Below are 21,747 nucleotides of genomic sequence, written 5' to 3' on the forward strand. Positions count from 1 at the left end.
GACGGGCCGATGCCTGCTGCCAAGAGCTGGCGCGGTCCCACGCCCCCGTTCGGTGACGTGGCACCGCATGCCTCGGACGCACGGAGTGGAACGTTGGGCCTCACCGAGGCAGGCTGTAGCCATGCGGTCGCCTCCCCGCTCATCTCCTCGATCAGGAGCGGGCGGTCAAAGCCGGGTCCTCTGCACATCCCTGCAGTGGGTGCCCTTCGCGATCGCACTGTTCGTGGTGGCCATCGAACTCTCACCCGCACACTTTCTGTATACCGGCCCTCTCCTCACCGCCACTCCGGCGTTGGCCGCGGTGACGATGGGTCCGAAGGGCACCGTCGCGGCGGCGGCTCTGGCCCTGGCCGTCAGCGTGACCACCGCCACCTACAACCAGGCGTGGGGGAGCCAGCAGGTCTATAGCAACCTCCTGGCTCTTCTCCTGGTGTCCGCGGCCAGTTTCGTCATGAGCACAGCCATGCGGACGCGCAGCCGGAACGAACTCAACCAGGTCCGCCGGATCGCCGTGGCAGCACAGGAGGTCCTGCTGCGCCCGGTATCCGCCCGGCTGGGCCCGGTGCGGGCGGCCAGCATGTACCTCGCGGCCGAGACCGGGGCGCAGATCGGCGGTGATCTGTACGAGGCCGTGCAGACCCGGTATGGGGTCCGGATAATCGTGGGGGACGTCCGCGGGAAGGGACTGCCTGCGGTGCGCTCGGCCGCGGCCGTGCTGGGCGCATTCCGGGAGGCGGTGCACTACGAGGAGGAACTGGTGGAGGTCATGAACCACTGCGCGGCCGCGCTGCAACGGGAGTGCGCCGTGCCCGGTGCCGTCGACGACGAAGTTCTGGCAGAAGGATTCGTCACCGCGCTCGTGGCCCAGGTGCCGGACGGGCCTGTGGTTCAGCTGGTCAACCGCGGTCATCCCCCTCCGCTGGTGCTGCACCGGGGCAAGGCTCAGGCCCTGACGCCCGCCTCGCCACTGCCGCCTCTCGGTCTGGAAGCATTTGTCACCGGTTCCCCCGCCGAGGCGGAGAGCTATCCGTTCGCACCGGGCGACCGTCTGCTGCTGCACACCGACGGTGTGACCGAAGCCCGCAATCGCGACAACGACTTCTTCCCCCTGCCCGAGGCGATGGAAGCGGTGCAGGCCTGCACCCCGCCGGAGTTCCTGGAACACCTGCGGCAGGGGTTGCTCCGCCACACCGAGGACCTCCTGGCGGACGATGCGGCGATGCTCCTCGTCGACCGGCTCGACGACGAAGCCGGTGGACCGGGCGGCGCAGCTGCCGTCTCCCGGAGTGATGGACCGCGGTGACGGACCGGGCCCGGCCGATGGCTGAGCAGGACCCGGCTCACGGCGAGGTGAGGGGTTCGGCCTGGTAGGCCCGGTGGAGCAGCTCCAAGAAGGACGGTGCTTCAGGCAAGGAGGCAGAGCCGATCCGGTGTACCGCCACACCTGGCGTCCATGAGTTCATGACGACACCCCCGGCCAACATCGGCAGGTCGGCGAGCGTGACCTCCTGGACGCGCTGGGGGACACCGAGGCGATCCAGTTGCCGGCGGACGATGCCCATCGTGGTCCCGCCCAGCATCTCGGCCGCGGGCCACACCACCGCGGTGCCGTCCCAGAAGGCCAGATTCCAGATGGACCCCTCGCTGAGCCGGCCCTGACGGTCAACGAAGGCGGCGTCGTCGAAGCCCCGTCCAACGGCCTGACGGAGGGCATGCGTCTTGGCCACCTCACCCACATGCTTCACGGTCGGGAGGAACCGTTCGTAGGCGACCGTCGCCAGCGCCAACGGGCCCTGCGGACCGGACGCGGCCGGTCCGGTGCGGACCAGCACCTCGGGCTCGACATCGGCCCCAGGCACGGTGAACTCGCCCGACGGCGGGTACACCGTGGCCGTCAGTGAGAGGTCAGCCGGTCCGGCCGCCAGCGCCGCCCGCAGATATGACCGGACCCGGTCGTCGGGCAATGCCTGCCCGAACATCTCCTTCGAGGCGGACCGCAGCCGTTCCAGATGCAGGTCGAGGCCCCGGACCCGGCCCCCACGCACCTGCAGAACAGTGAAATGGGCGTAGCCCGCGAAAGCGAGCGGCGCCAACTCCTCGGCGGTCGCCGCCCGGCCATTGCGTTGAGCAACGAAAGAGGTCATACATCACTCCAGCAGTACGTAATCGAGTGAACGGAAGAACGGAGCCTGCCGGCACCGCGGTTGACGCGCGCGGAATGCCTGCTCACGCGTCGACGTTATGCCTTCACATCGATGGGAAGGTCAACCTCGGACGGGGCGGGTTAGATGCTGATCGGGGAGTTGTCCCGGCGTACCGGGGTCAGCACGCGGTTGCTGCGGTACTACGAGGAGCAGGGACTGCTGGACGTCAGGCGTGGTCCGAACGGTTACCGCCACTATGACGAGGACTCGGTGGTCACCGTGCGGCAGGTGCGTGTCTTGCTGACGGCAGGTCTGTCTACCGAGGTGATCCGTTCGGTGCTGCCGTGCGCCCAGGGCGAACGGCCGGCGTTCGACTGGTGTGGGGACCTGCGGGACATCCTGGAACGGGAGTTGGCGGCCGTGGACGAGCGTATCGACGGTCTCCAACGAAACCGCCGCACCCTCGCCGACTACCTGGCGCAGCCTTGAGACATCGACCCTGAGGACCTGCCCCACACCTCCCGTACCGGACCGCTATCGTCCGACTGCCTGACCTGAAGACCGGTATCGACCGGACCGACGCGGACCGAGGCGGAGCGACGCGGACCCAGTACTCACGACAGGGCCCAGTGTCTTGCGCCGGGAATTCGTTGAATAAGTAGACTGCTTTCATAGCGAAGATGGGGCGGCCGATGGCCGAGCTGGTGTTGTCCGAAGAGGAACGGGCGACGTTGGTGCGATGGTCGCGGCGGGCGAAGTCTTCGCAGGCGCTGGCTCAGCGGTGCCGGATCGTGCTGGGGTGCGCGGACGGCAAGTCGAACCGGCCGGTCGCCGAGGAGCTTGGCATCTGGCCGCAGTCCGTGGGCAAGTGGCGGCGGCGCTTCCTGGAACTCCGGATGGACGGGCTGGTGGACGAGCCCCGGCCCGGCGGCCCGCGGAAGATCACCGATGACCAGGTCGAGGAGGTGGTTGTCGCCACGCTGGAGCGGTCCCCGAAGGACGCCACCCCTTGGTCGAGAGCTTCGATGGCCGCTGAGAGCGGACTGTCGAAGTCCACGGTCGGCCGGCTCTGGAAGGCGTTCGGCCACAAGCCGCATCAGGTGGACACGTTCAAGTTGTCCAACGACCCGCAGTTCATCGACAAGGTCCGCGACGTGGTCGGCCTCTACCTCGATCCGCCCGAGCGTGCCCTGGTCCTGTGTGTGGATGAGAAGTCGCAGATCCAGGCGCTGGACCGGTCCGCGCCGGTACTGCCGATGATGCCGGGCATGCCTGGGCGCCGCACCCACGACTATGTGCGCCACGGCGTCACCACCCTGTTCGCCGCTCTGGACGTGACCACCGGCGAGGTCATCGGCTCGATCCACCGGCGCCACCGGGCCGTGGAGTTCAAGAAGTTCCTCGCCAAGCTCGACGAGGAGGTCCCCAGCCACTTGGATGTGCACCTGGTCTGCGACAACTACGGCACCCACAAGTCGCCGGCGGTCAGGAAGCGGCTGGAGGCCCACCCCAGGTTCCACATGCACTTCACGCCCACTTACTCCTCCTGGCTCAACCAGGTCGAGCGCTGGTTCGGACTCCTGACGGACCAGCAGATACGACGCGGGGTCCACAAGAACCTCCAGGCGCTGGAGAGGGACATCCGGGACTGCATCAAGACCTGGAAGGAGAACCTCCGCCCCTTCACCTGGACGAAGAGCGCAGACGAGATCCTCGAACGCCTCGCCGCATATCTTGATCGAATTCCCGGCGCAGGACACCAGGCCGTGTCTGATAATTGATCTTGTGGCGGGTCGCGCGGACCTTCCTCACCATCGGCCGGTCCGAACACGACCTGTGGCAGGTCGCCGACATCCACCACTGCACCGAAGCCCGCATCGTCGGCTACCACCACACCTACCGGTGGGAGGAACGCCGCACAGCATGGGAGGCCGCCGCACCACGGCGGACCGCAGGCGCCCGCCCGGTGTACCGGCACAGGGCGCCGCGAGTATCCAGTAGCCAGGTGCCGGGCCGCACAACTCCCCTGCCCAGTACGGCGGAAAGCCGCTCCAGTGCACAGGGCGCCACCCATATGGCACCGTGGAGATGGGCGCGGCACGGGAGGGAGCACGGTGACACGCAAGAAGGCATGGGCGATAGGAGCAGTGGCGTTCGCGGCCGGGGCGGCGACGGCACTCGCGGTCGCATCCCCCTGGGACCATCAGCCGCAGGTGACGGTCTCCTCGAAGGCTGCGGCCCAGCCCATCCCGCAGACCCGAGAGGGCCTCATTACGGCCTGGACCGCCGAACTGGACAAGGCGGGCAAGACCAAGCCGGACGGGTGGGAGCTGCTGACCACCGGCGAGATCCGGGGCCGGTACATCCACCAGCAGACGGTGAACACCCCCAAGGCCGACAACATCGACCCAGGTTTTGCCGGGCCGCAGCCGGGCGACGTGTGGACGACGGGCCCGGCGCAGACGCTCGCCGTGGCAGTGGGCGCGGTCCTGACGGGCGGCGCCGTGGTGTGGGCAGCACGCAGGCGCAAGACCGATACAGCCGCCGAGTAGGGCCGCACAGCAAGGGGCCCCCGCATCCTGTCGTGGATGCGGGGGCCCCGGTGTTGCTGGGTACGTCAGTTGAGTTCGTTGATCTTGTTGATCACGGCCACCGCATTGTCCTGGTGAGCCGAAGAGAACAGCTTGTCGCTGGCCGGATGCCCGTCGCTGTCGTCTTCACCGTGGCTGTTGGCACCGATGATCTGGCCATTGGTGTTGGCCATCGGGCCGCCCGACGATCCGTGCCCCATGTCGCAGCGCATCAGCAGCCGGTCATCCAGCGGCAACAAGTCGGTGGCGTCCTCGGTGTGACCGGTGCAGTAGAACTGCGTGTAGCCGTCCATGTCAGTGCGCTTGTATCCGTCGCCGGGGAACCCGGAGTCAATCGCAGCCGCGAAGCCATGGCCTGGACGGACTTGCGGCGACCATCCAGCATCAGTCCCCGCAGATAGCAGTCGCCCTTGGCCCGCTGGTCCTTTCGCGGTACCGAGGCGAACACATCCTCCACGAACAACGCCAACTTCGCCCGAACCCGGGTCACTTCGAGTGCATCCACACACTCCACACACTCCACATGCTCCTGATCAAGAGCGACAGGAAGACCTAACGGAGTCCTACCAGAGGGCCTTTGCGGGCTGTGCAACGGCACGGCCTTAAGGTTTGACTCATGGCCAGTGCTGACTCCTCCATATCTCGTGACCGCCGCCGCACCGAGCTGCGGGAGTTCCTGCGCAGCCGCAGGGCGCGGGTCTCGCCGGCCGACGTCGGTATGCCGGAAGGCGGTCGACGGCGCACCCCGGGACTGCGGCGCGAGGAGGTCGCGGTGCTCTCCGGGGTCGGGGTGTCGTGGTACACGTGGCTGGAGCAGGGGCGCGACATCACGGTGTCCGAAGAGGTCATCGGCGCCATCGCTCGCGCGTTGTTGCTGAATGCGGCCGAACGCGTGCACCTGTACCGGCTCGCCGGGCTCAACCCACCACGGGACGTGTCCGCGCCGTCCATGCCCACCTCGCCGGAGCTGCAACGGCTGCTCGACTCCTGGCTGCCGCGGCCCGGCTACATCCGTGACCGCCACTGGAATTTCACGGCCGTCAACGACATGGCCCGGGAGGTGTTCGGCTATGGCGAGACCGACCACAACTGCCTGGTCTCCTTCTTCACCAACGCCCGCTACCGGGTACTGCACCGGCACTGGGCCGAGACCGCGCCGGATGTGGCCGCCGGCTTCCGGGCCGATGCGGCGCGCTACCCGGACGATCCGGAGTTCGAGCGCATCGCCGGCGACCTGGCCGTGGTCAGCCCGGAGTTCGCGGAGCTGTGGGCGCGCCACGATGTGGCCGAGCACACCAGTGCGGTGAAGGCGGTCGACCACGCCACGGCCGGGACTCTGGTCTTCGACGCCACACTGCTGCCGCTGCCCGAGCACCCCGGGCACCATCTGATCCTGCACAACCCCCGCCCGGGCACCGACACCCAGCAGCGGCTGGAGGAGCTGATGCGGCGGCGCAGCCTGGTAGTGGCACACCCAGGATGAACCGACACTGTCCGGTCCCCTGACGAGGCGGCAGGATCACTGCCATGAACAGCAACGACACGCACATGAAGGCAGTGACCATCCCCGAGTTCGGCGACGCCGAGGTGCTCCGCGTCGACACCGTACCGATCCCCACCCCGGGGCCGGGCCAGGTCGCTATCGACGTGGCCTACGCGGGGGCGAACTTCGCCGAGATCCTCTACCGCCGCGGCGTGGTCGATGTGCCGCTGCCCTTCGTACCGGGCATCGAGGTCGCCGGATACGTCCGTGCCGTCGGCGAGGGCGTCGAGGATCTGCGGCCCGGCCAGCCGGTGGCCGCCTTGACGATCGTCGATTCCGGCGGCTACGCCGAGGTGGCGGTCACCTCGGCGGACCTGGTCGCCCCGCTGGACGGCCTGGACATCGGAATGGGCACGGCCGCGGCTCTGCCGTCCAACAGCACCACCGCCTTCCTGGTGCTCGACCGGGTGGCCCGCATCGCTCCCGGCGAGAGCGTCCTGGTGCACGCCGCTGCCGGCGGCGTAGGCAGCCAACTCGGCCAGGCCGCCCGTCTACTGGGCGCGGGCCGCGTGGTCGGTACGGTCGGCAGCACCGCCAAGATCGACACCGCCAAGGGCTTCGGCTACGACGAGGTAATCCTCCGTGACCAGCTCGCCGACGCCGGCGAGTTCGACATCGTGGTCGACATGGTCGGCGGCCCCACCCGCCGAGCGAGCCTGGACCGGCTGGCCTCCATGGGACGTCTGGTGATCATGGGCAATGCCTCGGGCGCTGAGGACGTCGGCGTCCCGGCCAACGAACTGTGGTTCACCAACAAGACGGTCTCCGGCTTCAACCTGGCCGCCTTCGCCGCCGCCCACCCCGACGAGACGGGCCGGGCACTGCACCGCGCGGTGAAGGCCGCAGCCAAGGGAGAGCTGCAGGTACAGGTCGAGGCCCTACCGCTGGAGCGAGTCGCCGAAGCGCACCGCCGGATCGAGGCGGGGGCAACCACCGGCAAGCTGGTGCTCGACGTCGCGGCGCTGTGACCTGCCCGCCGAGTACGGGCCGTGGGGCCGGGTGTACGACCTGTACCGCCGATGGCAGCGCGACGGCACCTGGCAGCGCATCTTCACCCAGCGCCAAGCCCGGGCCGACGCGAAGGCCCTGACCTGCAGAAGGACGGCCCGGCGGTGTCACCACCGAGCCCGACGACCACGGCCTCGGGCGCTCGCGCGGCGGTCTGACCACCAAGCTCCACCTGGCCGTCGAGCAGGAGCAGAAGCCCATGTCCATCGTGATCACCGCCAGGCAGCGCGGGGACTCCCCACAGTTCGAGGTCGTCCTGGGTAGCGTCGGGGTGCCCCGGCCCGGCACCCTGACGGCCCGCCGATCTCACCGCCGGCGGGCCGCCGTCGCGCTCTGCACTCTCCGCCCTCCCCCCACCCACAACCAACTGAGGAAACGTGAGCACCCCTGGCCGTTGAAGTTTTCAAGAATCTGCGCCCGGGTCGGCGCCCAGAGCTGGTCCGCGTGGCCTGCTGCGTACGGGGCTGCCGGCGCGCTGGGTGGGAGACCGCGGCGAGCTGCGAGGGGGTGGCGTCCTCAGCCGCGGCGGCCGCGCAACCGCTGCTCGTAGCAGTACGAATCGGGGCCCGACTGGGGGAGAACCGCAAGTGCCCGGCGCAGCGCTGTCCGCGCCGGCGTCCTTGTGCCACGGCTGCATCGCTCACCTCGTCTCGTCGACCCGGTGTGGTCCGGGCGGTTCCATCCGGTCGACGATTGGCGGGCCTGTGGCGTCCGGTGGGCTACACCTTCTTCCCGCGCTTCCGCGGCCTGGACGACCAGCGGTTCTGGCGGGCGACGCTGCCGGGCTGTGGGTGGCCGGCTCCCTGGTCACGTGGTACATCGACGCCGCCGTCGCCCAGCTCCACACCGAGGGCGCCACGGCCGAGGGCCACGAGAGCCGGGACGAAGACGTCGCCCGGCTGTCTCCGCTCAAGCGGGACGGACGCGGGACGGACTTCCCGCGGGTCGAGAGTGCTATTGCCCTACCCGGCCGTCGATGCATTCGCGCAGTAGATCGGCGTGCCCGCAGTGGCGGGCGTACTCCTCGATCCGGTGGACCCACAGCTCCCGGACCGTGTTGCCGTCGCGACCCACCCGCGCGCCCAGATCCGGATACTCGGCCAGTACCGCATCGGTTGCCGCCTGTTCGCGAGCAAGATCGGCGAAGGCGCCCTCGACCAGCGCCTGCTCCGCAACGGCTCCCTCGAAGTCGCCATCACGCGCTCCGTACAGCTTCGGTGCCGGGTCTCCTGGCGCAACCCAATTGCGCCAGTCCCGCTCCACCTCGGCAAGATGGCGGACCAGACCCAGCAAGGACATGGTCGACGGCGGCACCGACCGGCGCGCCAGATTCTCCGGTTCCAACCCCTCGCACTTCATCTGCAGGGTCAGTCGATAGCCGCTCAGGAAGTCCTGCAGCGTGGCCAACTCACCGTCCGGGCTGACCCCGTCACTGTTGCGGGGATCCTCCTCGGGGTCCGCCCACATGTCGGGGTAGACGCTGGCCTGGCTCCACCGCTCGGGTACGTCGTTCACCGTGTTCACGATGCCGAGCAGCGGCCCGACGTTCAAGCGAATATTCAGGCGTGCCAGCTGACGCCAGCGGTCGCGGGCGGTCGCTGAGGGCTTCAGTTGGCTGGCCCTTTAGCGCTTGAGTTGGCCCGGCTGAGCCTTGGACTGGCCCGGTAGCCGGATGACGTGACGAAACGCGGGGCCCTAACGTGGCGGATCATGAACATCCTGATCGTAGGCGGCAGTGGCTTTCTGGGCCGCGAGTTGGCTCAGCAGGCGTCGGCCACCGGGCACGCCGTGACGGCGACTTTCGCGACCCGCGCCGGCGACATCCCCGGGATTCACTGGCTGTCCATGGACCTACGTCGCAGCGAGGAGATCGCCCCGGCGCTCAGGGAGACTCAGCCGGACGTTGTCATCAATGCGGCGTATCGCAAGGCCGACTGGGCAACCACGGCCGACGGCGCGATCTGCCTGGCGATGGCTGCCACTTCGCACGGATCCCGGCTGGTGCATGTGTCCAGTGATGCAGTCTTCTCCGGCGCCGACGTCCGCTACGACGAGTCCGCCACGCCGGATCCGATCACCCCATACGGGGCTGCGAAGGCTGCGGCCGAAACGGCGATCCGCCTGTGCGCCCCGGCCGCCGTCATCGCTCGCACCTCGCTGATCATCGGCGACGGTGGCTCCGTGCACGAGACATTCCTCCACGATCTGGCCGCCGGACGACGAAATGGCGTGCTGTTCACCGATGACATCCGGTGCCCTGTTCATGTCGCCGACCTCGCCCGAGCCATCCTTGAGCTGGCTGCCTCCGATCACGCAGGCGTGTGCCACCTTGCAGGATCAGAGGCAGTCAGCCGGCATGAGCTCGGTGTTCTGATCGCCGACCGCGATGAATTGGACGCCTCCGTGCTGACCGCCGGCTGCCGCGCCGGCACCGGTTCCCCAGGGGCGCTGGACGTCCGCTTGGACAGCACTCGGACGCAACGCACCTTGCGCACCACGCTGCGCGGCGCCCGCGACTTCCTGCGTCGCGAGCGCTGAGCCGTACCTCTTTCCTCGAGACCCCAGACGCATATCCGTCATCCTGCTGCGACTTTTCGATGCGAAGGAGAAGTGGATGACATCGAGACGATGGCCTGACCTGGGCCCAGGTGCTTCGCTGGTCGGTCGCGTAGCTGCTGCGCGCGCCATCCGGTGGACTGCTGTCCCTTCGGCGGGCGTCGGGGCGGTGCGTTGTCGGCCAGGCTCAACCGGCGTGAGCGGGGCGCGAGTCCGGGAGGTTACTGGCCGGCCAGAGAGTGTCAGGGAAGGCGGCGTCGTCGGTGTCGGTGTCGGGCATGAGGGTGCTGAGCATCTGCTGGGCGGTCTTCGCATTGTCGATGCCGCGGGGCAGCATGACGCTCTCGTAGGCGTCGACGGCCTCGTCGATGGTGGGGTGGCCGATGACGGCTTGGGCGAGTTCGGCGCCGTCGAGCAGGGCGAGGTTGGCACCGACGCCGACGGGCGGCATCAGGTGGGCGGCGTCGCCGAGCAGGGTGATGCCGGGGACGCGCTGCCAGGAGTGAGGGACGGGAAGGACGAACATGGGCCGGTTGATGAAACCGCCCTCGTTGTCGCGCAGGATGGCCAGCAGGCTTTCGTGCCAGCCCTGGTACTGGGCGAGGAGGCGGGCGCGTACGGCTTCGGTGTCTGCGAGGTCGAGGCCGGCGTGCCAGTCCTGGGGGCCGCGGAAAGTGATGTAGGCGCGGACGTGTCCGTTGCTGTTGCGCTGCATCACCAGGCTGCGGCGGCCCGCCTTGGCCGACATGGTGCCGCGGTCGACCAGGTGGGCGATGCCAGGGTGACGGAGGTCGACATCGTCGAAATGGGCTTCCACCATCGTGACACCGGCGTAGGAGGGTTGGGCGTCGGACAGCGCGGGGCGCACCCGGGACCAGGCGCCGTCGGCGCCGATGACCAGGTCGAAGTCCTCGGCGGTGCCGTCGTGGTGGTGCAGGCGGGCGGTGCCGCGGGGTAGCGGGGTGACGGCCCTTACGGGGTGGCCCCAGCGGACCGTGCCGGGGTCGAGGGAGTCCAGCAGGAGGGTGCGCAGCTGGCCGCGGTCGATCTCGGGCCTGCTCAGATCGCTTTCGCCGGCCTGGTCGTGGCGTATCAGGGTCGCGTGGCGGTCGTACAGGCGCCACTCCTGGCTTTCGGGCCGGGACAGGGCGAGGAACTGGTCGAACAGTCCGGCTGCGCGCAGAGCCGCCTGGCCGGTGTCTTCGTGGATGTCGAGGGTGCCGCCCTGCGCGCGGGAGTGGGGGTCGGTCTCCTGCTCGAAGACGGTGACCGGCACGCCGTGCTGCTGCAGGACGCGCGCGCAGACGAGGCCGCCGAGGCCGGCGCCGGTGATCGCGATGCGAGGGGTGGCGGACATGAGGGTCACGCTCCGTTCTACGGATGAAGGGAGTGGCCGGCGTCTTGTGTCGAGGCCCTGGGGAATGGCGCGGGGCATCGCGGCTCCCCGGGTTCCGGCGGCTGGGTGCCGGTCACACGTACCCGCACACAGAAACACAGCAGCTCCAAAAGTACAACTGCTCCGACTTTTCATCCGATCGCCTTTACGATCGAGTCCCCACAAGGGGATAAGGTGGGGGCATGGCCGAGACAACGACAGGACGCCGTGAGCGCAAGAAGGCCCAGACCAGGCAGGCTCTGGCAGATGCCGCAGCGCGACTCTTCACCGAGCATGGCTTCGACAACGTCGGTGTACGCGAGGTGGCGGAGGCGGCCGACGTCTCGCTGAGCACGCTCTTCAAGCACTTCCCCAGCAAGGAAGCCCTCGTCTTCGACCTGGACGCGGACGTTGAGAGCGCCCTGGTCGCCGCCGTTCGCGACCGAGCCCCCGGTCAGTCCGTGCTGCACGCCCTGCGCGACCACATGGTGCACACCCGTACCGTCGTGCGGACCGACGACCCCACTTTCGTCCTCGTCGAATCCACTCCCGCGCTGCGGGATTACGCCCGGCGCATGTGGTCGCGCCACGAGAAGACGCTGGCCGCCACCCTTGCCGATGCCACCGGGCTTGCTCCGGACGCTTCCGCCGTCACCGGCCTGGCACGCTTCACCCTGGAAGCCCCCAGCATCGCCCGTGCAAGCGAAGACCCGGCCCGGACCATGCGTGACTTGTTCGCCCTGCTGGAACACGGCTGGGCCACCACCCCCCTGGCGCGACAGGAAGATCGCCCCGGTCGGGACGGGTGACCGCGACCAGGTGCCGCATCACGGTGGCACCGGCAGCCCCCTCGACGACTTACTCGCCTCGCCGCCGATGGTGGGGAACTGCGCTGAGGCGTCAGGTCGCTCGACCAGAAGTCATCTGTCTCGAAACGTCACACCTGCGGGCCAACTCCCACGCTCAGCGGGCCAACTCACGCACTAAAGGGCCAACTGAAGCACAGAGTCACCCATGCAGTTCGGGGCGGATGCGCGGGTGAAAGCCCCGCGCCGCGAGGGTGTCGTAGGCGGTCTCGATGGCGCCTTGAGTGCTGGCGGGGCCCCGACTCTCCAGAGCGGTGAAGCCACTCTCGGGGCCTCGATAGCACTCGTGAAGAAACCCCACTTCCGGAATCTCGCTCCGGCCTTCGCCAGTACGGGGAGATTCCCAGGGCATCAACACGAACTGCTCGCCGCAGCCCTGCGTCAATGCGTCCAATAGTCACGCTGCGGCAGTTCGACCCACATGTCGGGTGGCCCGACGACGGCGCGCGCATCGGTCAGCCGCAGTCCCACGAAGGCACACGAGTAGGCCACCCCGTTGTAGCGGTAGAGGTAGGAGGCGAGGACCTCCTCGGGCGTGCCGTCCACGTCTGGTCCGCCGCCAGGGTGGAGGTCCCAGCCTTCGATGGTCCCGTTGCGGGCGATGCTGCCTTGGTTGCCGCTCTTGGGGTTGGCGTACAGGCCGTAGCAGATGGTGGCCTTGGACAGCCGGGTCAGCACGCCTGGCATCTGCGGCGCGTACCCCCACGGCTGGGTGACGACGCAGCCGCCCGGCACGGTCGTCACACCGATGATCTGCAGGCCCTCATCCATGTCGTACTCGGACGGATCCTCCAGCAGTTCCTCCAGATCCTGGCCCGCCGCCGGCGTCGCCTCCAGGCGACGTACCGCTTCCGGGGCGTCGATTCCGGCGACGCATGCAAGTCCCGTGCCCTCGTAGCACAGGTCTCCCAGTGCTGCGACAAGCCGTTTGCCTTCTTGCGACGCTGCGCGCTCCGCTTCGGTCAGCCCGCGTTCTCCCTCAGGCACCGTGAACAGGTCCGCCGTCGGCCCGGCCAAGCTGAGCCGCCCCGGCGACCAGCCACCGATCAAGGACCGCCAGGGGTCTGCTCCAGCAGCGGCGAGGGCACGCGCGTTGTCCGGTTGATTGCACATCACGGCTTCCCACAACGCGGTCGTCCCGTACTCAAGTGCGTCCACGTTCGCCACGCGTCGTGCCAGTTCCGCGACGACCTCTGGTGAGCCGACCCCAACCGCCTGGTGCAGAGGCCGCCCACCGCGCCATACCTCCGGATCGGCACCCTGATCGAGGCGCCCCCGGATCTCGTTGTAGTTCTGCCAGCCCTCCCTGCCCACGCCTGCCCAGCCGCCATCCCGACCTGCCACCATGCCCCCTCCAGCGCCGATGCGGGCGGCTCCTTGCACCCCCCCCCAACACACCATCGCAGACAGGTCTGACAACGCCCCGCGCTCATGGGAAATCCCTCCATCTCGAAGTTCGGACGCTCCGGCATGCCACCGTCGTGCCGTTCCCTCCACGTCGTGAAGGGCGCGTACGGAATATCGGCGGGGCGCGGGAAGCACGTGGCCTCCGCCACCGGTTGACGCCGCAGCAAGTGACAATCCTGACCGGATGGGTGGCGAGGACCACGGGGGAGAGCGCGCCGATGGCCTCGACGGCTGCTGCTGTGGGGGAGAAGCCGCCCGTAAATGAGAGGCGAAGTTTCTGGGGTCGTGATGATGATGTGGCGACCTGAGCGACGACAGGTTGTGTCGGTCGCGGGATAAAGGGTGTGCCACCAGCAAGAAGTTGTGTGGCTTTCGGAATGGTGGGGGACATCGGAGTGCGGTCCTTGTTTGCGGACCTGAAACGTCCTGCGGTCAACGCGTTCTTGACGGCGGTCGACACGACCATGAACAGCAACACCCTTCTCCTCAAGGCAAGCGCCGACACTCCGGTCACCCACGCAAACCACCGAGAAGTCCTGAACTCCTTCCTCCGAGACCCGCTGTTCCACGCGATGATGCTCGAGGCAGACCAGGAGCGCGACTGGTGGATGTTCCACGAGGCCCCATGGCAGACTCCGGACCCGTCATTGACGAACTCCATGGATGCGGGCCCGTGGCTGGTGCGCGAAGATGTCCCCCTCACCCTTAACCCGCTCGACGAAGCGGGCTTGCTCGCCCGACTTCGGTGGATGCTCTGTGAGGCGTTCAGCCCATATCGCACCCATCTCCAGGAAGAACATGCTCAAGAAATCATCAGGGCGTTCTTGTGGGAGGTGTGCAGCGCACACAGCGGTTCTGCTGCCATGCAAGCGGGCCACAAGCAATGGCTTTCGCAAGGATGGTCGTTCGCCGCCGTGCAGCCCGACTTCCTGCCCTCAAGTGAGTACTACACCGAAGAACCTTGCCCCGAACTGTCGTACTTCGACGGCGGCAAGTCCGATACCGCCACCTTCTTCTACCGGGGCGACGTGTTCCTCCTCCTGCTGACGAATGGGTCACCGTGAGACGCAAGTCGGACTCCGGACCATGGCCGCCTCCGGAACCTGGCTATCGCCGCACTCAGACCGAGCGGGTGCATCAACATCGCGACCTCGTAGGACTTCAGTGTGTTGTGTGCCCAGTCGGCGAACATCACGCCCCCGTACGACGCGGTACTGATGAACACACTCGGCACGGTGCCGCTGCGGATCGGCAACCCATGGCGTGCCTCCTGCAAGATGGGCCGGCACCACCAGTACGTGGTGACCTTCGTCAAGGGCGACCCGAAGCGAGCCACTTCCCACCTCGGTAAGGCCGCCTGATGACGGCACTCGACCTCCTCGCCCGCGCCCGCGCAGTCCTTGACGCCACCCCAGCTGTCACACCCGTGGAGGAGTACGACGGGATCTTGGTCAAGCGCGAGAACGCGTGGTCCTAGGGTGGCGCCTCCGGCGCCGAGGACGCGCCCTGTTCACCGTGGCCGAGAGCGCGGCGGGCATCGTGAGCGCCGGACGCCCGGATCGGCCCGCAACTCGAAGGCGCCGCCCTTGCCGCCTACGTGCTCGGCACCCCGCCCGGCGACGGCAACGCCGAGCCACTGCACGCCAATTGGGCCCACAGAAGAGCAACCGCGCCGAAAGATACTGCAACCCGGCCGTGGAAGGTGCGAAGCGCCGGCCGCAACGACACCGACCAGCCGAGCGGCACCCGTGCGTGCGTTGAACCTCTCGGCCAGTCAGAGCGCGCGCAGGGGCGCCCCAGGTCTCCGGTCCGACGATTCCGTCGACCTGAAGACCGTTCACGTCCTGGAAGTGAACGACCCACCTCTCGGTGCGGGGGCTGAAGTCACCGTCAAGGGTTAGGGGCTCGCCTTCGGACCAGTAGTTGATGAGGCACAGCACCGGTGGCAACGGTGGCTGGTGCCAGGGCGGCACGATGACGCAGGGACATAGCGGCTTCCTTTGGCCTCGGATAGCGGCTCCGTTCGGAGCCTGGTCAGAGGCTGGGGCACGGAATCGTTTCGGCATGCATCGATCGCCCCACCTGCCCTGGTCGCCCCTCGTGGGTGACTAAGAGGTCGTTTCTACCTGGTATGTGATGGTGCTTCCCGGCTTTGCACTGCGGGAGTTTTGTGCCGGTGAGGCTATCGGTGCGATCGAGTCCTGAGGTCCGGGCTGACCGAACCGGCGCAGTCTCCCTGCCGCAGTACTGGCCACAGGCGTCCGCAGGCGTTGTCAGAGCCCTGGGGCACCCTGGTGGCTATGCGGACACTCTTCAACGGCGAGTTCAGCGTGGCCTACGGCCAGATGTACATCGACGGCCGCACCGAGGCCGAAGCGGAGGAAGACCCGGAGGCTGGTCTCCACGAGTGCTTCATGGGACAGCGGTCGGGACTGTGCGGGGCGGCTGTTCCCGGACACCTGTTGCTGCTGACCGGCCTGCACACCGGCTCTGTTCCCCTCACCGTCGAACTGCACGGAAGGGAGCCGTCTGTGGACTTCGACGGCTGGGAGGACATCGTGGAGACGCCCTTCCGCGCGGCGGAGGAGGGCGCGTATCTGGTCCCGTGGGAGGGCGAGGGGTGGAGCCTCGGTCTGCCGGCAGGCACGTACCGCGTCCGCTACCACTGCCGCGGCATGGACGAGGCCCGCGGCGGAGACCGGTGGGAGGACGAGCCGGTGCTGGATGAGTATCTGCTCCAGTTCTGGCCCGCCCCGCAGGAGCGCGACCGCATCGTGAAGCAGACCAGCGAATCTGCCGCCTACTGGCACCGGTTCGCGAGGAAACTGCCCCCGCCACCGACCCCTGATGAGAGGGCTCAGGCCGAACGCCTGGAGCGTGAGAAGGCGGAGCAGGAAGAACGAGAGCGGCGGGAGCGCGCTGAGAAGAGGGAATGGGGCGGGCGGCTGCCCAGTGACCGGCTGCGCACCGTCGGCAGTGCTGCGAAAGGGATGCGGAGACTTGATGTCGCTCTTGCACACGCGGTCGACGAGGCCGGGCCGGAGACCCAGCGCGCGATAGCGCGTTGGGCCGCACACCGTTCCTGCGATGTCGCCGGCCTCAGTGGTGTGGACTGGATCGCCCGCGGCCTGGCCGAACTGGACCGGGGCCTGTCCCTCTCCCCGCCACTGGATGCCCCGACGACAGCGCGGGATCTCCTCTCCGCCGACCCGCAGATTCCCCACACCGTCATCACACTGCCGGACGGCAGCAACAGCTCCCCACAGGAAGTGGCCCTTCTCGCCCTGATCGTCGGGGCGGACCCCGATCCACTCAAAGCCGTGCTCGTCGCGCTCCACGCCGCCGCCGGCGCCCACGGCACCAGATGGCATGACGTGCTCATTGAAGTCCGCAACGAGTTCCCTCAGACAGCCCACGCTCCGCTACCGCCCAAGACTGCCTTGCCGCTGTCCAGGAAACGTCCGCAATACGGCAACGCAATCCGAGCCGTGGTCGTGAAGCTACAGCCGGGCGGGGAACCGCAACGATGAGAACCTCCACTCGGGTCGGACACCTGATCGCTTTCTCCTGATGTTTCCTCGCGCATTCGGTGCTTGTTCGTGGGGTGTCGGGTCGCGCCAGGAGATGGTGGTCTCGCCAGTGCGGCGGCGGGCCATGAGGTCCGTCATGGCCAAGTGGATCACGGCTTGGGAGCGGGCGAGGAGGTTTCGTAGCCGCGGGCGAGACGGCGGTGGAGCATCAGCCGGCCGTAGGTCCGCTCGACAGTCCAGCGTTCTGGTATCGCGGTGAATCCCCTGATTCTGGGGGGTCGTTGGACGATTTCCCTGTCGATGCCGAGGGTGGCGGCGTGCTCGACGAGGTGCTGGCGGTAGCCGCCGTCGACCCAGGCCTTGCAGATGCCGGGATGGTCGGCGGCGACCTGGTCGAGCAGCTGGGTTGCAGCCACGGAGTCCTGGGCGCTGGCTGCGGTGACCAACACCGCGGGCAGGAGCCCGAATGTGTCCGCCACGATGCTCCGCTTGCGGCCCACGATCTTCTTGCCCGCATCCGTGCCCTGACTCGTGGTGGGGACGCTGGTGGAGGTTTTGACGCTCTGTGCGTCGATCACGCAGGCCGACGGGCTCGTGCTCCGGCCTTCCTTCTGCCGCATCAGCGCCCTGAGCAGGCCGTTGAGCTGGGCGAACACGCCGTCCTTCTGCCACTTGGCGAAGTAGCCGTAGACCGTCTCCCAGGGCGGGAAGCCGTGTGGCAGGTAGCGCCACGGCACCCCGGTGCGGTCGACGTACAAGATCGCGTCCATGATCTCGCGCAGCTCGTGCTCCGGCGGCCGCCCGAAGTCCAGGGCCCGGCCGCAGCGCTCGAGGCGCCAGGCCGCCAGGACGGGCTCGATCAACTCCCAGCGGGCATCGGACAGATCACTCGGACAGGCGCGTCGCTCACTCATGACTTGGACCTACCGCCCGGAGGTGAATGCGCCCAGGCGCGCGTCGGAAGCACGGCCGCGGAACGGGGTGACCTGGAAGGAGACAGGCATAGGTCCCGTCCCGCCCCAGCCGTCACCCAGAAGTCTAGAGATCAAAACGACCTCTGCACCCGTCTCACGGACACCTCAAGTGATGTGATCAAGCGCTACCTCGCGACATGGGACAGTTCATCGATTCATCATTGATCCACCTTCCGGGGGAGTGATCTGGCCACCCCGACCGGCTGGCTAGCCCGTGACCAGCAGGACGCCTGTCCTCGGCGAAGAGAGATGCCGGACTGGCCTGTGATCACAGAGATCCACCACTTGCTGCTGGAGTCAGCCGAGTTGGTCCGCACCGGCGAGGCCAGGCTCTGCGGGCAGCTGCGGAGGAGGCCCGGCAACGGCGGGCCAGGCGCGGCTCGGAGAAACGCAGCCTCCCTCATACCGCCGCGATCGACACCTTACGACTGACAAACGTCACGGATTCTGATGAGACGAGGTCGTCCCTGCGGTTGATGGCAGGTCCCTTCTGCGCGGTGAGAATCATGTGGAGCAAGATCATCGCCCAGCCGTGATCCCGAGGCCCTGATGCGAGGGGGAGACACCATGACCTCATTCCGACCGACCCGACCGACCCGACCGGGCCACCCATCTGACCCAACTCGTCTGTCCCACACGGCTCACCGCCGAGCGCGGGCCGTCGGTACGGCAACGGCCGTGCTGCTGTCTTTAGTGGCAGCGGCGGCTCCCACGCAGGCAGCTGCGGCCAACACCGCCTCTACGGATGCCGTATCCACGCCGTTCTCTCCAAGTGAAGTGAAAACCCAGGGACATGAACGCAAGACCCGCAATCATCAAGCCCTGAATCATCAGGCCCTGGACCGGAAGATGGCGGCAATACACGCAGCCGGCATGTACGGCGTCTACGCGGCTGTGCGGGACGGCAGGGACGAGTGGCGGGGCGCCGCTGGAGTCACCGACGTCAACTCCCAGCGGCCCGTGCGCCCCGAGATGCGGCATCGGATGGGCAGTATCACCAAGGCGTTCACCTCCGTAGCCGTGCTGCAGGAAGTTGCCAAGGGACGGATCGAGTTGGACGCGCCGATCGGGCGGTACCTTCCCGATCTGATTCCGGGGGAGCGCGGCCGGAAGACCACGGTGCGGATGCTGCTCAACCACACCAGCGGTATCGCCGACTACATCCCCGGCGCCTTCCCCTCCCTGCTCAAGGGGTCGGCCACGAGCCTGGACGACAACCGCTTCCGCCACTTCGACCCCGAGGAGCTGGCCCGCCTGGGACTGTCGGCGCAGCCGACGAACGAGCCGGGTGCGAACTGGAGGTACTCCAACACCAACTACATCATCGTCGGAATGCTCTTGCAGAAGGTTACCGGCGAAAATGCCGAGGAGTACATCACCCGCAACGTCATCCGTAAAGCCGGGCTGAAGCACACTTATTTTCCGAACTCTCCCCGTATTGCCGGCCCGCACTCCAAGATGTACGAGTCGCTCTACGGGATCGTCGACCCGGCACGCGATTACAGCACCTATGACATGTCCTGGGGCGGCACCGCAGGAGCGCTCGTCTCGACGATGGGCGAGGTGAACGTCTTCTACCGCGCGCTGCTACGCGGCACCTTGCTGCCCCCCGCCCAGCTCCGGGAAATGCAGACCACCGTCCCGGTCAAGGACGAGCACGGCAAGGTGCAGGCGCGCTACGGACTTGGAATACAAGCCGTAGACACCAGCTGCGGGCGCTTCTGGGGTCACACGGGAGCCGTTTGGGGTGCCGAATCGGTGACCTATTCCACTCCGGATGGCCGACGGCAGATGACGATAGGTTACAACCGGACGAAGTACCAACAGCTCGATGAGCATGGCCAGATCGAGCCGGGCCCGATCGATGACGCGTCCAGGTCCTTCTCCGCAGAGGCGATGTGCGGCGTCGATGTACACGGCACGGGCGAGAAGCCGGCAATGTCCCCGGCTCCCTTTGCGGCCCCGTACTTTCCTTCCGTCCCCGAGTCGCTGACTCAGGCGTTCATAAAGCCGAGTCTGCGCCACTGAGGCACAGAGGCAAAGCCTCCCGGTCGCTCCCACGAGCGCCGGGGGTTCCTGATTCCCCACCGACTCCTACTTGCCCACCTACCTGCCCCACCGGCATGCCGCCGGACCGCTCCAGGCCCGGCCGCCGGTGCCGCCCGCCGCACCAAAGGGGGTACCGGAAGGACTGGCTGGCTCAGATGCCAGTCGAGGCAAGCCTGCGGCTCCTGCTGGAGGAGGTGCTGCGGAAGGCGAGGTTCTCGGTCGCTCCGGGACAGCGTGGGTGTGGACAGGGCGTACGACAACCAGGGCGTACAGCAACCGCAAGATCCGTCTGTACCTGCGCAGGCGCGGCATCTGGCATGTGATCCCCGAGAAGAAGGATCACACGGCTGCCCGTCTGCGCCGAGGTTCAGGCGACGGACGGCCGCCGGGCTTTGACGAGGACCGGTACATTCATCTGTCTCTTCGGCGATGACCGAAGAGACAGAGCCCTATGCCGGCTCGGCCAGACGGTCGAGGCGATCGCGGTGGGCCCGGGGCAGGTGGAGGCGTTCCGCAGCGAGGTTTTCCTCCAGGTGGTGGATCCGGGAGGTGCCCGGGATCGGGAGGATGACCGGCGAGTGGCCGAGGAGCCAAGCGAGCGCAACCTGGGTGGGGGTGGCGTCGACCTCGGCCGCCACGGCGGCGACCTCGGCTCTTGCCCCCGACTCCCCCCAGGCGACAGGGCGCCACGGCAGGAACGCGATCCCTGCCGTTTCGCAGGCCGCGAGCACAGGCTCGTGCTCGCGGGCGAGCAGGTTGTAGCGGTTCTGCACGCTCGCGATGTCGACGATCTCCCGTGCCTGGTTGAGTTCGTCGACGGTGACCTCGGACAGCCCGATCCGGCCGATCTTTCCCTCGGCCCGTAGGTCCTGCAGCGTGCCGACTTGGTCGGCGAGTGGCGTCTCCGGATCGATACGGTGCAGCTGAAGCAGCTCGATCCGCTCGACGCGCAGTCGGCGCAGAGCCTGCTCGACCTGATCGCGCAGAACAGCCGGCCGTCCGTCGAGCTTCCACTCGCCTGACGGGCCCGATCGGGCGATGCCGACCTTGGTGGTGATCAGCACCCCATCCGGGTATGGGTGCAGGGCCTCAGCCAGGAGTTCCTCGTTGGTTCCCCCGCCATACATATACGCGGTGTCGATCAGAGTGACGCCCAGCTCGACGGCCCGCCGGGCAACCGCGACAGAGGTCTCACGGGCCGGGCCCGCCTCTGTTGGCAAGTGCATGGCCCCGAACCCGAGCCGCCGTACGTTCAAATCCCCGCCGATACGAAACGCAGTCGATATCACGTGCTGCCTTCTCCCCCTCGCTCAAGTGGCAACGCTAACTGATGAAGTGGCTGATGTGCTGCCAGGGGAAATTCCCCTTCACATGATGAAGGGGCCGCGACCAGCAGCATGAGCTTTCCCCGTGCTGGGGCCGCCGGCGCTGGCCTCGTGAGCTGCGGCAGCTTCCTTCAACGGGTACGCCTCGTGCAGCCGAACCGTGAGGCGGCCCTGATCGGCGAGTCCGCCCTTACCGGCCGCGTCCCCAGTACCACGTCGATGTTCTGCGAGGGCAGCGCGGCGACACGCTCGGGCAGGCACGGGCGGTGGGTGACCGGCATGGCGCCGAGTTCGCGGAGGAAAACGTGGTGGACTTCGCTCGCCGTTCCGATCACGGTCAGTACCGCCGGAACCGACTGACCGTAGGCACGCAGCCCGC

19 protein-coding genes and 5 pseudogenes are annotated in these 21,747 nt (G+C 67.8%); 14 read left to right on the forward strand and 10 right to left on the reverse strand.

Translation table 11 applies throughout. The annotated features are described in order from the left end of the window. Positions 1–121: 121 nt before the first annotated feature. Entirely contained in the window at positions 122–1,303 is a 1,182-nt protein-coding gene (locus tag AB0D04_RS07995; protein WP_362700548.1) for a PP2C family protein-serine/threonine phosphatase, read from the forward strand. A 37-nt stretch (positions 1,304–1,340) separates the two neighbouring features. Here AB0D04_RS07995 and AB0D04_RS08000 read toward each other — a convergent pair whose 3' ends face one another. Continuing rightward, positions 1,341–2,144 carry an aminotransferase class IV family protein gene (locus AB0D04_RS08000; RefSeq protein WP_362700550.1) on the reverse strand — a complete coding sequence of 268 codons (804 nt, stop codon included), beginning with the start codon at positions 2,142–2,144 and terminating at the stop codon, positions 1,341–1,343. A gap of 144 nt (positions 2,145–2,288) precedes the next feature. Between AB0D04_RS08000 and AB0D04_RS08005 the strand changes: the two genes are divergently transcribed. The 3 genes from AB0D04_RS08005 to AB0D04_RS08015 all read left to right on the forward strand — a co-directional run bounded on the left by AB0D04_RS08005 (position 2,289) and on the right by AB0D04_RS08015 (position 4,696). Then, a complete protein-coding gene (locus AB0D04_RS08005) occupies positions 2,289–2,633 on the forward strand; it encodes a MerR family transcriptional regulator (protein WP_362700552.1) in 345 nt (114 codons plus the stop codon). Between the two features lie 191 nt (positions 2,634–2,824). Then, the gene (locus AB0D04_RS08010; protein ID WP_362700554.1) at positions 2,825–3,925 is read left to right on the forward strand and encodes an IS630 family transposase; all 1,101 of its coding nucleotides are present in this window, start codon (positions 2,825–2,827) and stop codon (positions 3,923–3,925) included. 333 nt (positions 3,926–4,258) lie between these two features. Next, on the forward strand, positions 4,259–4,696 hold the full coding sequence (locus AB0D04_RS08015) for a hypothetical protein (protein ID WP_362700556.1): 438 nt from the start codon (positions 4,259–4,261) through the stop codon (positions 4,694–4,696). Positions 4,697–4,761: 65 nt separating this feature from the next. Here the strand turns inward: AB0D04_RS08015 and AB0D04_RS08020 are convergent, their stop codons facing one another. Both AB0D04_RS08020 and AB0D04_RS08025 read right to left on the reverse strand, forming a co-directional pair. Then, positions 4,762–5,028 carry a hypothetical protein gene (locus AB0D04_RS08020; RefSeq protein WP_362700642.1) on the reverse strand — a complete coding sequence of 89 codons (267 nt, stop codon included), beginning with the start codon at positions 5,026–5,028 and terminating at the stop codon, positions 4,762–4,764. 44 nt (positions 5,029–5,072) lie between these two features. Next, positions 5,073–5,240, reverse strand: a pseudogene (locus AB0D04_RS08025) (transposase); the annotation flags it as partial. A gap of 111 nt (positions 5,241–5,351) precedes the next feature. Between AB0D04_RS08025 and AB0D04_RS08030 the strand changes: the two are divergent. From AB0D04_RS08030 to AB0D04_RS08040, 3 genes and pseudogenes are all read left to right on the forward strand, one after another. After that, positions 5,352–6,218 carry a helix-turn-helix transcriptional regulator gene (locus AB0D04_RS08030; RefSeq protein WP_362700558.1) on the forward strand — a complete coding sequence of 289 codons (867 nt, stop codon included), beginning with the start codon at positions 5,352–5,354 and terminating at the stop codon, positions 6,216–6,218. 44 nt (positions 6,219–6,262) lie between these two features. Then, the gene (locus AB0D04_RS08035) at positions 6,263–7,246 is read left to right on the forward strand and encodes a zinc-binding dehydrogenase (protein WP_362700559.1); all 984 of its coding nucleotides are present in this window, start codon (positions 6,263–6,265) and stop codon (positions 7,244–7,246) included. 173 nt (positions 7,247–7,419) lie between these two features. Next, positions 7,420–7,545: pseudogene (locus AB0D04_RS08040) on the forward strand (IS5/IS1182 family transposase); the annotation flags it as partial. A gap of 695 nt (positions 7,546–8,240) precedes the next feature. Here AB0D04_RS08040 and AB0D04_RS08045 read toward each other — a convergent pair. After that, positions 8,241–8,801, reverse strand: a complete 561-nt coding sequence (locus AB0D04_RS08045; protein WP_362700561.1) for a DinB family protein — start codon at positions 8,799–8,801, stop codon at positions 8,241–8,243. Between the two features lie 195 nt (positions 8,802–8,996). Here AB0D04_RS08045 and AB0D04_RS08050 point away from each other — a divergent pair, with 195 nt between their 5' ends. Continuing rightward, a complete protein-coding gene (locus tag AB0D04_RS08050) occupies positions 8,997–9,824 on the forward strand; it encodes a sugar nucleotide-binding protein (protein ID WP_362700563.1) in 828 nt (275 codons plus the stop codon). A 205-nt stretch (positions 9,825–10,029) separates the two neighbouring features. Here AB0D04_RS08050 and AB0D04_RS08055 read toward each other — a convergent pair whose 3' ends face one another. Beyond that, positions 10,030–11,199 carry an NAD(P)/FAD-dependent oxidoreductase gene (locus AB0D04_RS08055; RefSeq protein WP_362700565.1) on the reverse strand — a complete coding sequence of 390 codons (1,170 nt, stop codon included), beginning with the start codon at positions 11,197–11,199 and terminating at the stop codon, positions 10,030–10,032. 221 nt (positions 11,200–11,420) lie between these two features. On the opposite strand from AB0D04_RS08055, the gene AB0D04_RS08060 reads away from it, so the two are divergent. After that, positions 11,421–12,026, forward strand: coding sequence for a helix-turn-helix domain-containing protein (locus AB0D04_RS08060; protein ID WP_362700567.1), 606 nt, complete (start codon positions 11,421–11,423; stop codon positions 12,024–12,026). Between the two features lie 438 nt (positions 12,027–12,464). Here the strand turns inward: AB0D04_RS08060 and AB0D04_RS08065 are convergent, their stop codons facing one another. Continuing rightward, the gene (locus tag AB0D04_RS08065; RefSeq protein WP_362700638.1) at positions 12,465–13,430 is read right to left on the reverse strand and encodes an ankyrin repeat domain-containing protein; all 966 of its coding nucleotides are present in this window, start codon (positions 13,428–13,430) and stop codon (positions 12,465–12,467) included. Positions 13,431–13,855: 425 nt separating this feature from the next. Here AB0D04_RS08065 and AB0D04_RS08070 point away from each other — a divergent pair, with 425 nt between their 5' ends. Further along, positions 13,856–14,554 (forward strand): hypothetical protein, encoded by a 699-nt coding sequence (locus AB0D04_RS08070; RefSeq protein ID WP_362700569.1) that lies wholly within the window; start codon positions 13,856–13,858, stop codon positions 14,552–14,554. A gap of 102 nt (positions 14,555–14,656) precedes the next feature. After that, on the forward strand, positions 14,657–14,851 hold the full coding sequence (locus AB0D04_RS08075) for a hypothetical protein (RefSeq protein ID WP_362700571.1): 195 nt from the start codon (positions 14,657–14,659) through the stop codon (positions 14,849–14,851). A 90-nt stretch (positions 14,852–14,941) separates the two neighbouring features. Here AB0D04_RS08075 and AB0D04_RS08080 read toward each other — a convergent pair whose 3' ends face one another. Beyond that, positions 14,942–15,556, reverse strand: a complete 615-nt coding sequence (locus tag AB0D04_RS08080; protein ID WP_362700573.1) for a peptidoglycan-binding domain-containing protein — start codon at positions 15,554–15,556, stop codon at positions 14,942–14,944. Between the two features lie 234 nt (positions 15,557–15,790). Between AB0D04_RS08080 and AB0D04_RS08085 the strand changes: the two genes are divergently transcribed. Beyond that, positions 15,791–17,020 (forward strand): hypothetical protein, encoded by a 1,230-nt coding sequence (locus tag AB0D04_RS08085; protein WP_362700575.1) that lies wholly within the window; start codon positions 15,791–15,793, stop codon positions 17,018–17,020. An 84-nt stretch (positions 17,021–17,104) separates the two neighbouring features. Here AB0D04_RS08085 and AB0D04_RS08090 read toward each other — a convergent pair. Beyond that, a pseudogene (locus tag AB0D04_RS08090) lies at positions 17,105–17,934 on the reverse strand (IS5 family transposase); the annotation flags it as partial. Positions 17,935–18,672: 738 nt separating this feature from the next. On the opposite strand from AB0D04_RS08090, the gene AB0D04_RS08095 reads away from it, so the two are divergent. Continuing rightward, positions 18,673–20,022, forward strand: coding sequence for a serine hydrolase domain-containing protein (locus AB0D04_RS08095; protein WP_362700577.1), 1,350 nt, complete (start codon positions 18,673–18,675; stop codon positions 20,020–20,022). 283 nt (positions 20,023–20,305) lie between these two features. Then, positions 20,306–20,428, forward strand: a pseudogene (locus tag AB0D04_RS08100) (IS5/IS1182 family transposase); the annotation flags it as partial. Positions 20,429–20,492: 64 nt separating this feature from the next. Here AB0D04_RS08100 and AB0D04_RS08105 read toward each other — a convergent pair. After that, complete coding sequence (locus tag AB0D04_RS08105) at positions 20,493–21,332, reverse strand: aldo/keto reductase (protein WP_362700579.1); 840 nt, start codon at positions 21,330–21,332, stop codon at positions 20,493–20,495. A gap of 78 nt (positions 21,333–21,410) precedes the next feature. Next, positions 21,411–21,709, reverse strand: a pseudogene (locus AB0D04_RS08110) (hypothetical protein); the annotation flags it as partial. Positions 21,710–21,747: the final 38 nt, after the last annotated feature.

Origin of the sequence: Streptomyces sp. NPDC048483 (genome assembly GCF_040651455.1) — a bacterium.
Lineage (GTDB): Bacteria > Actinomycetota > Actinomycetes > Streptomycetales > Streptomycetaceae > Streptomyces.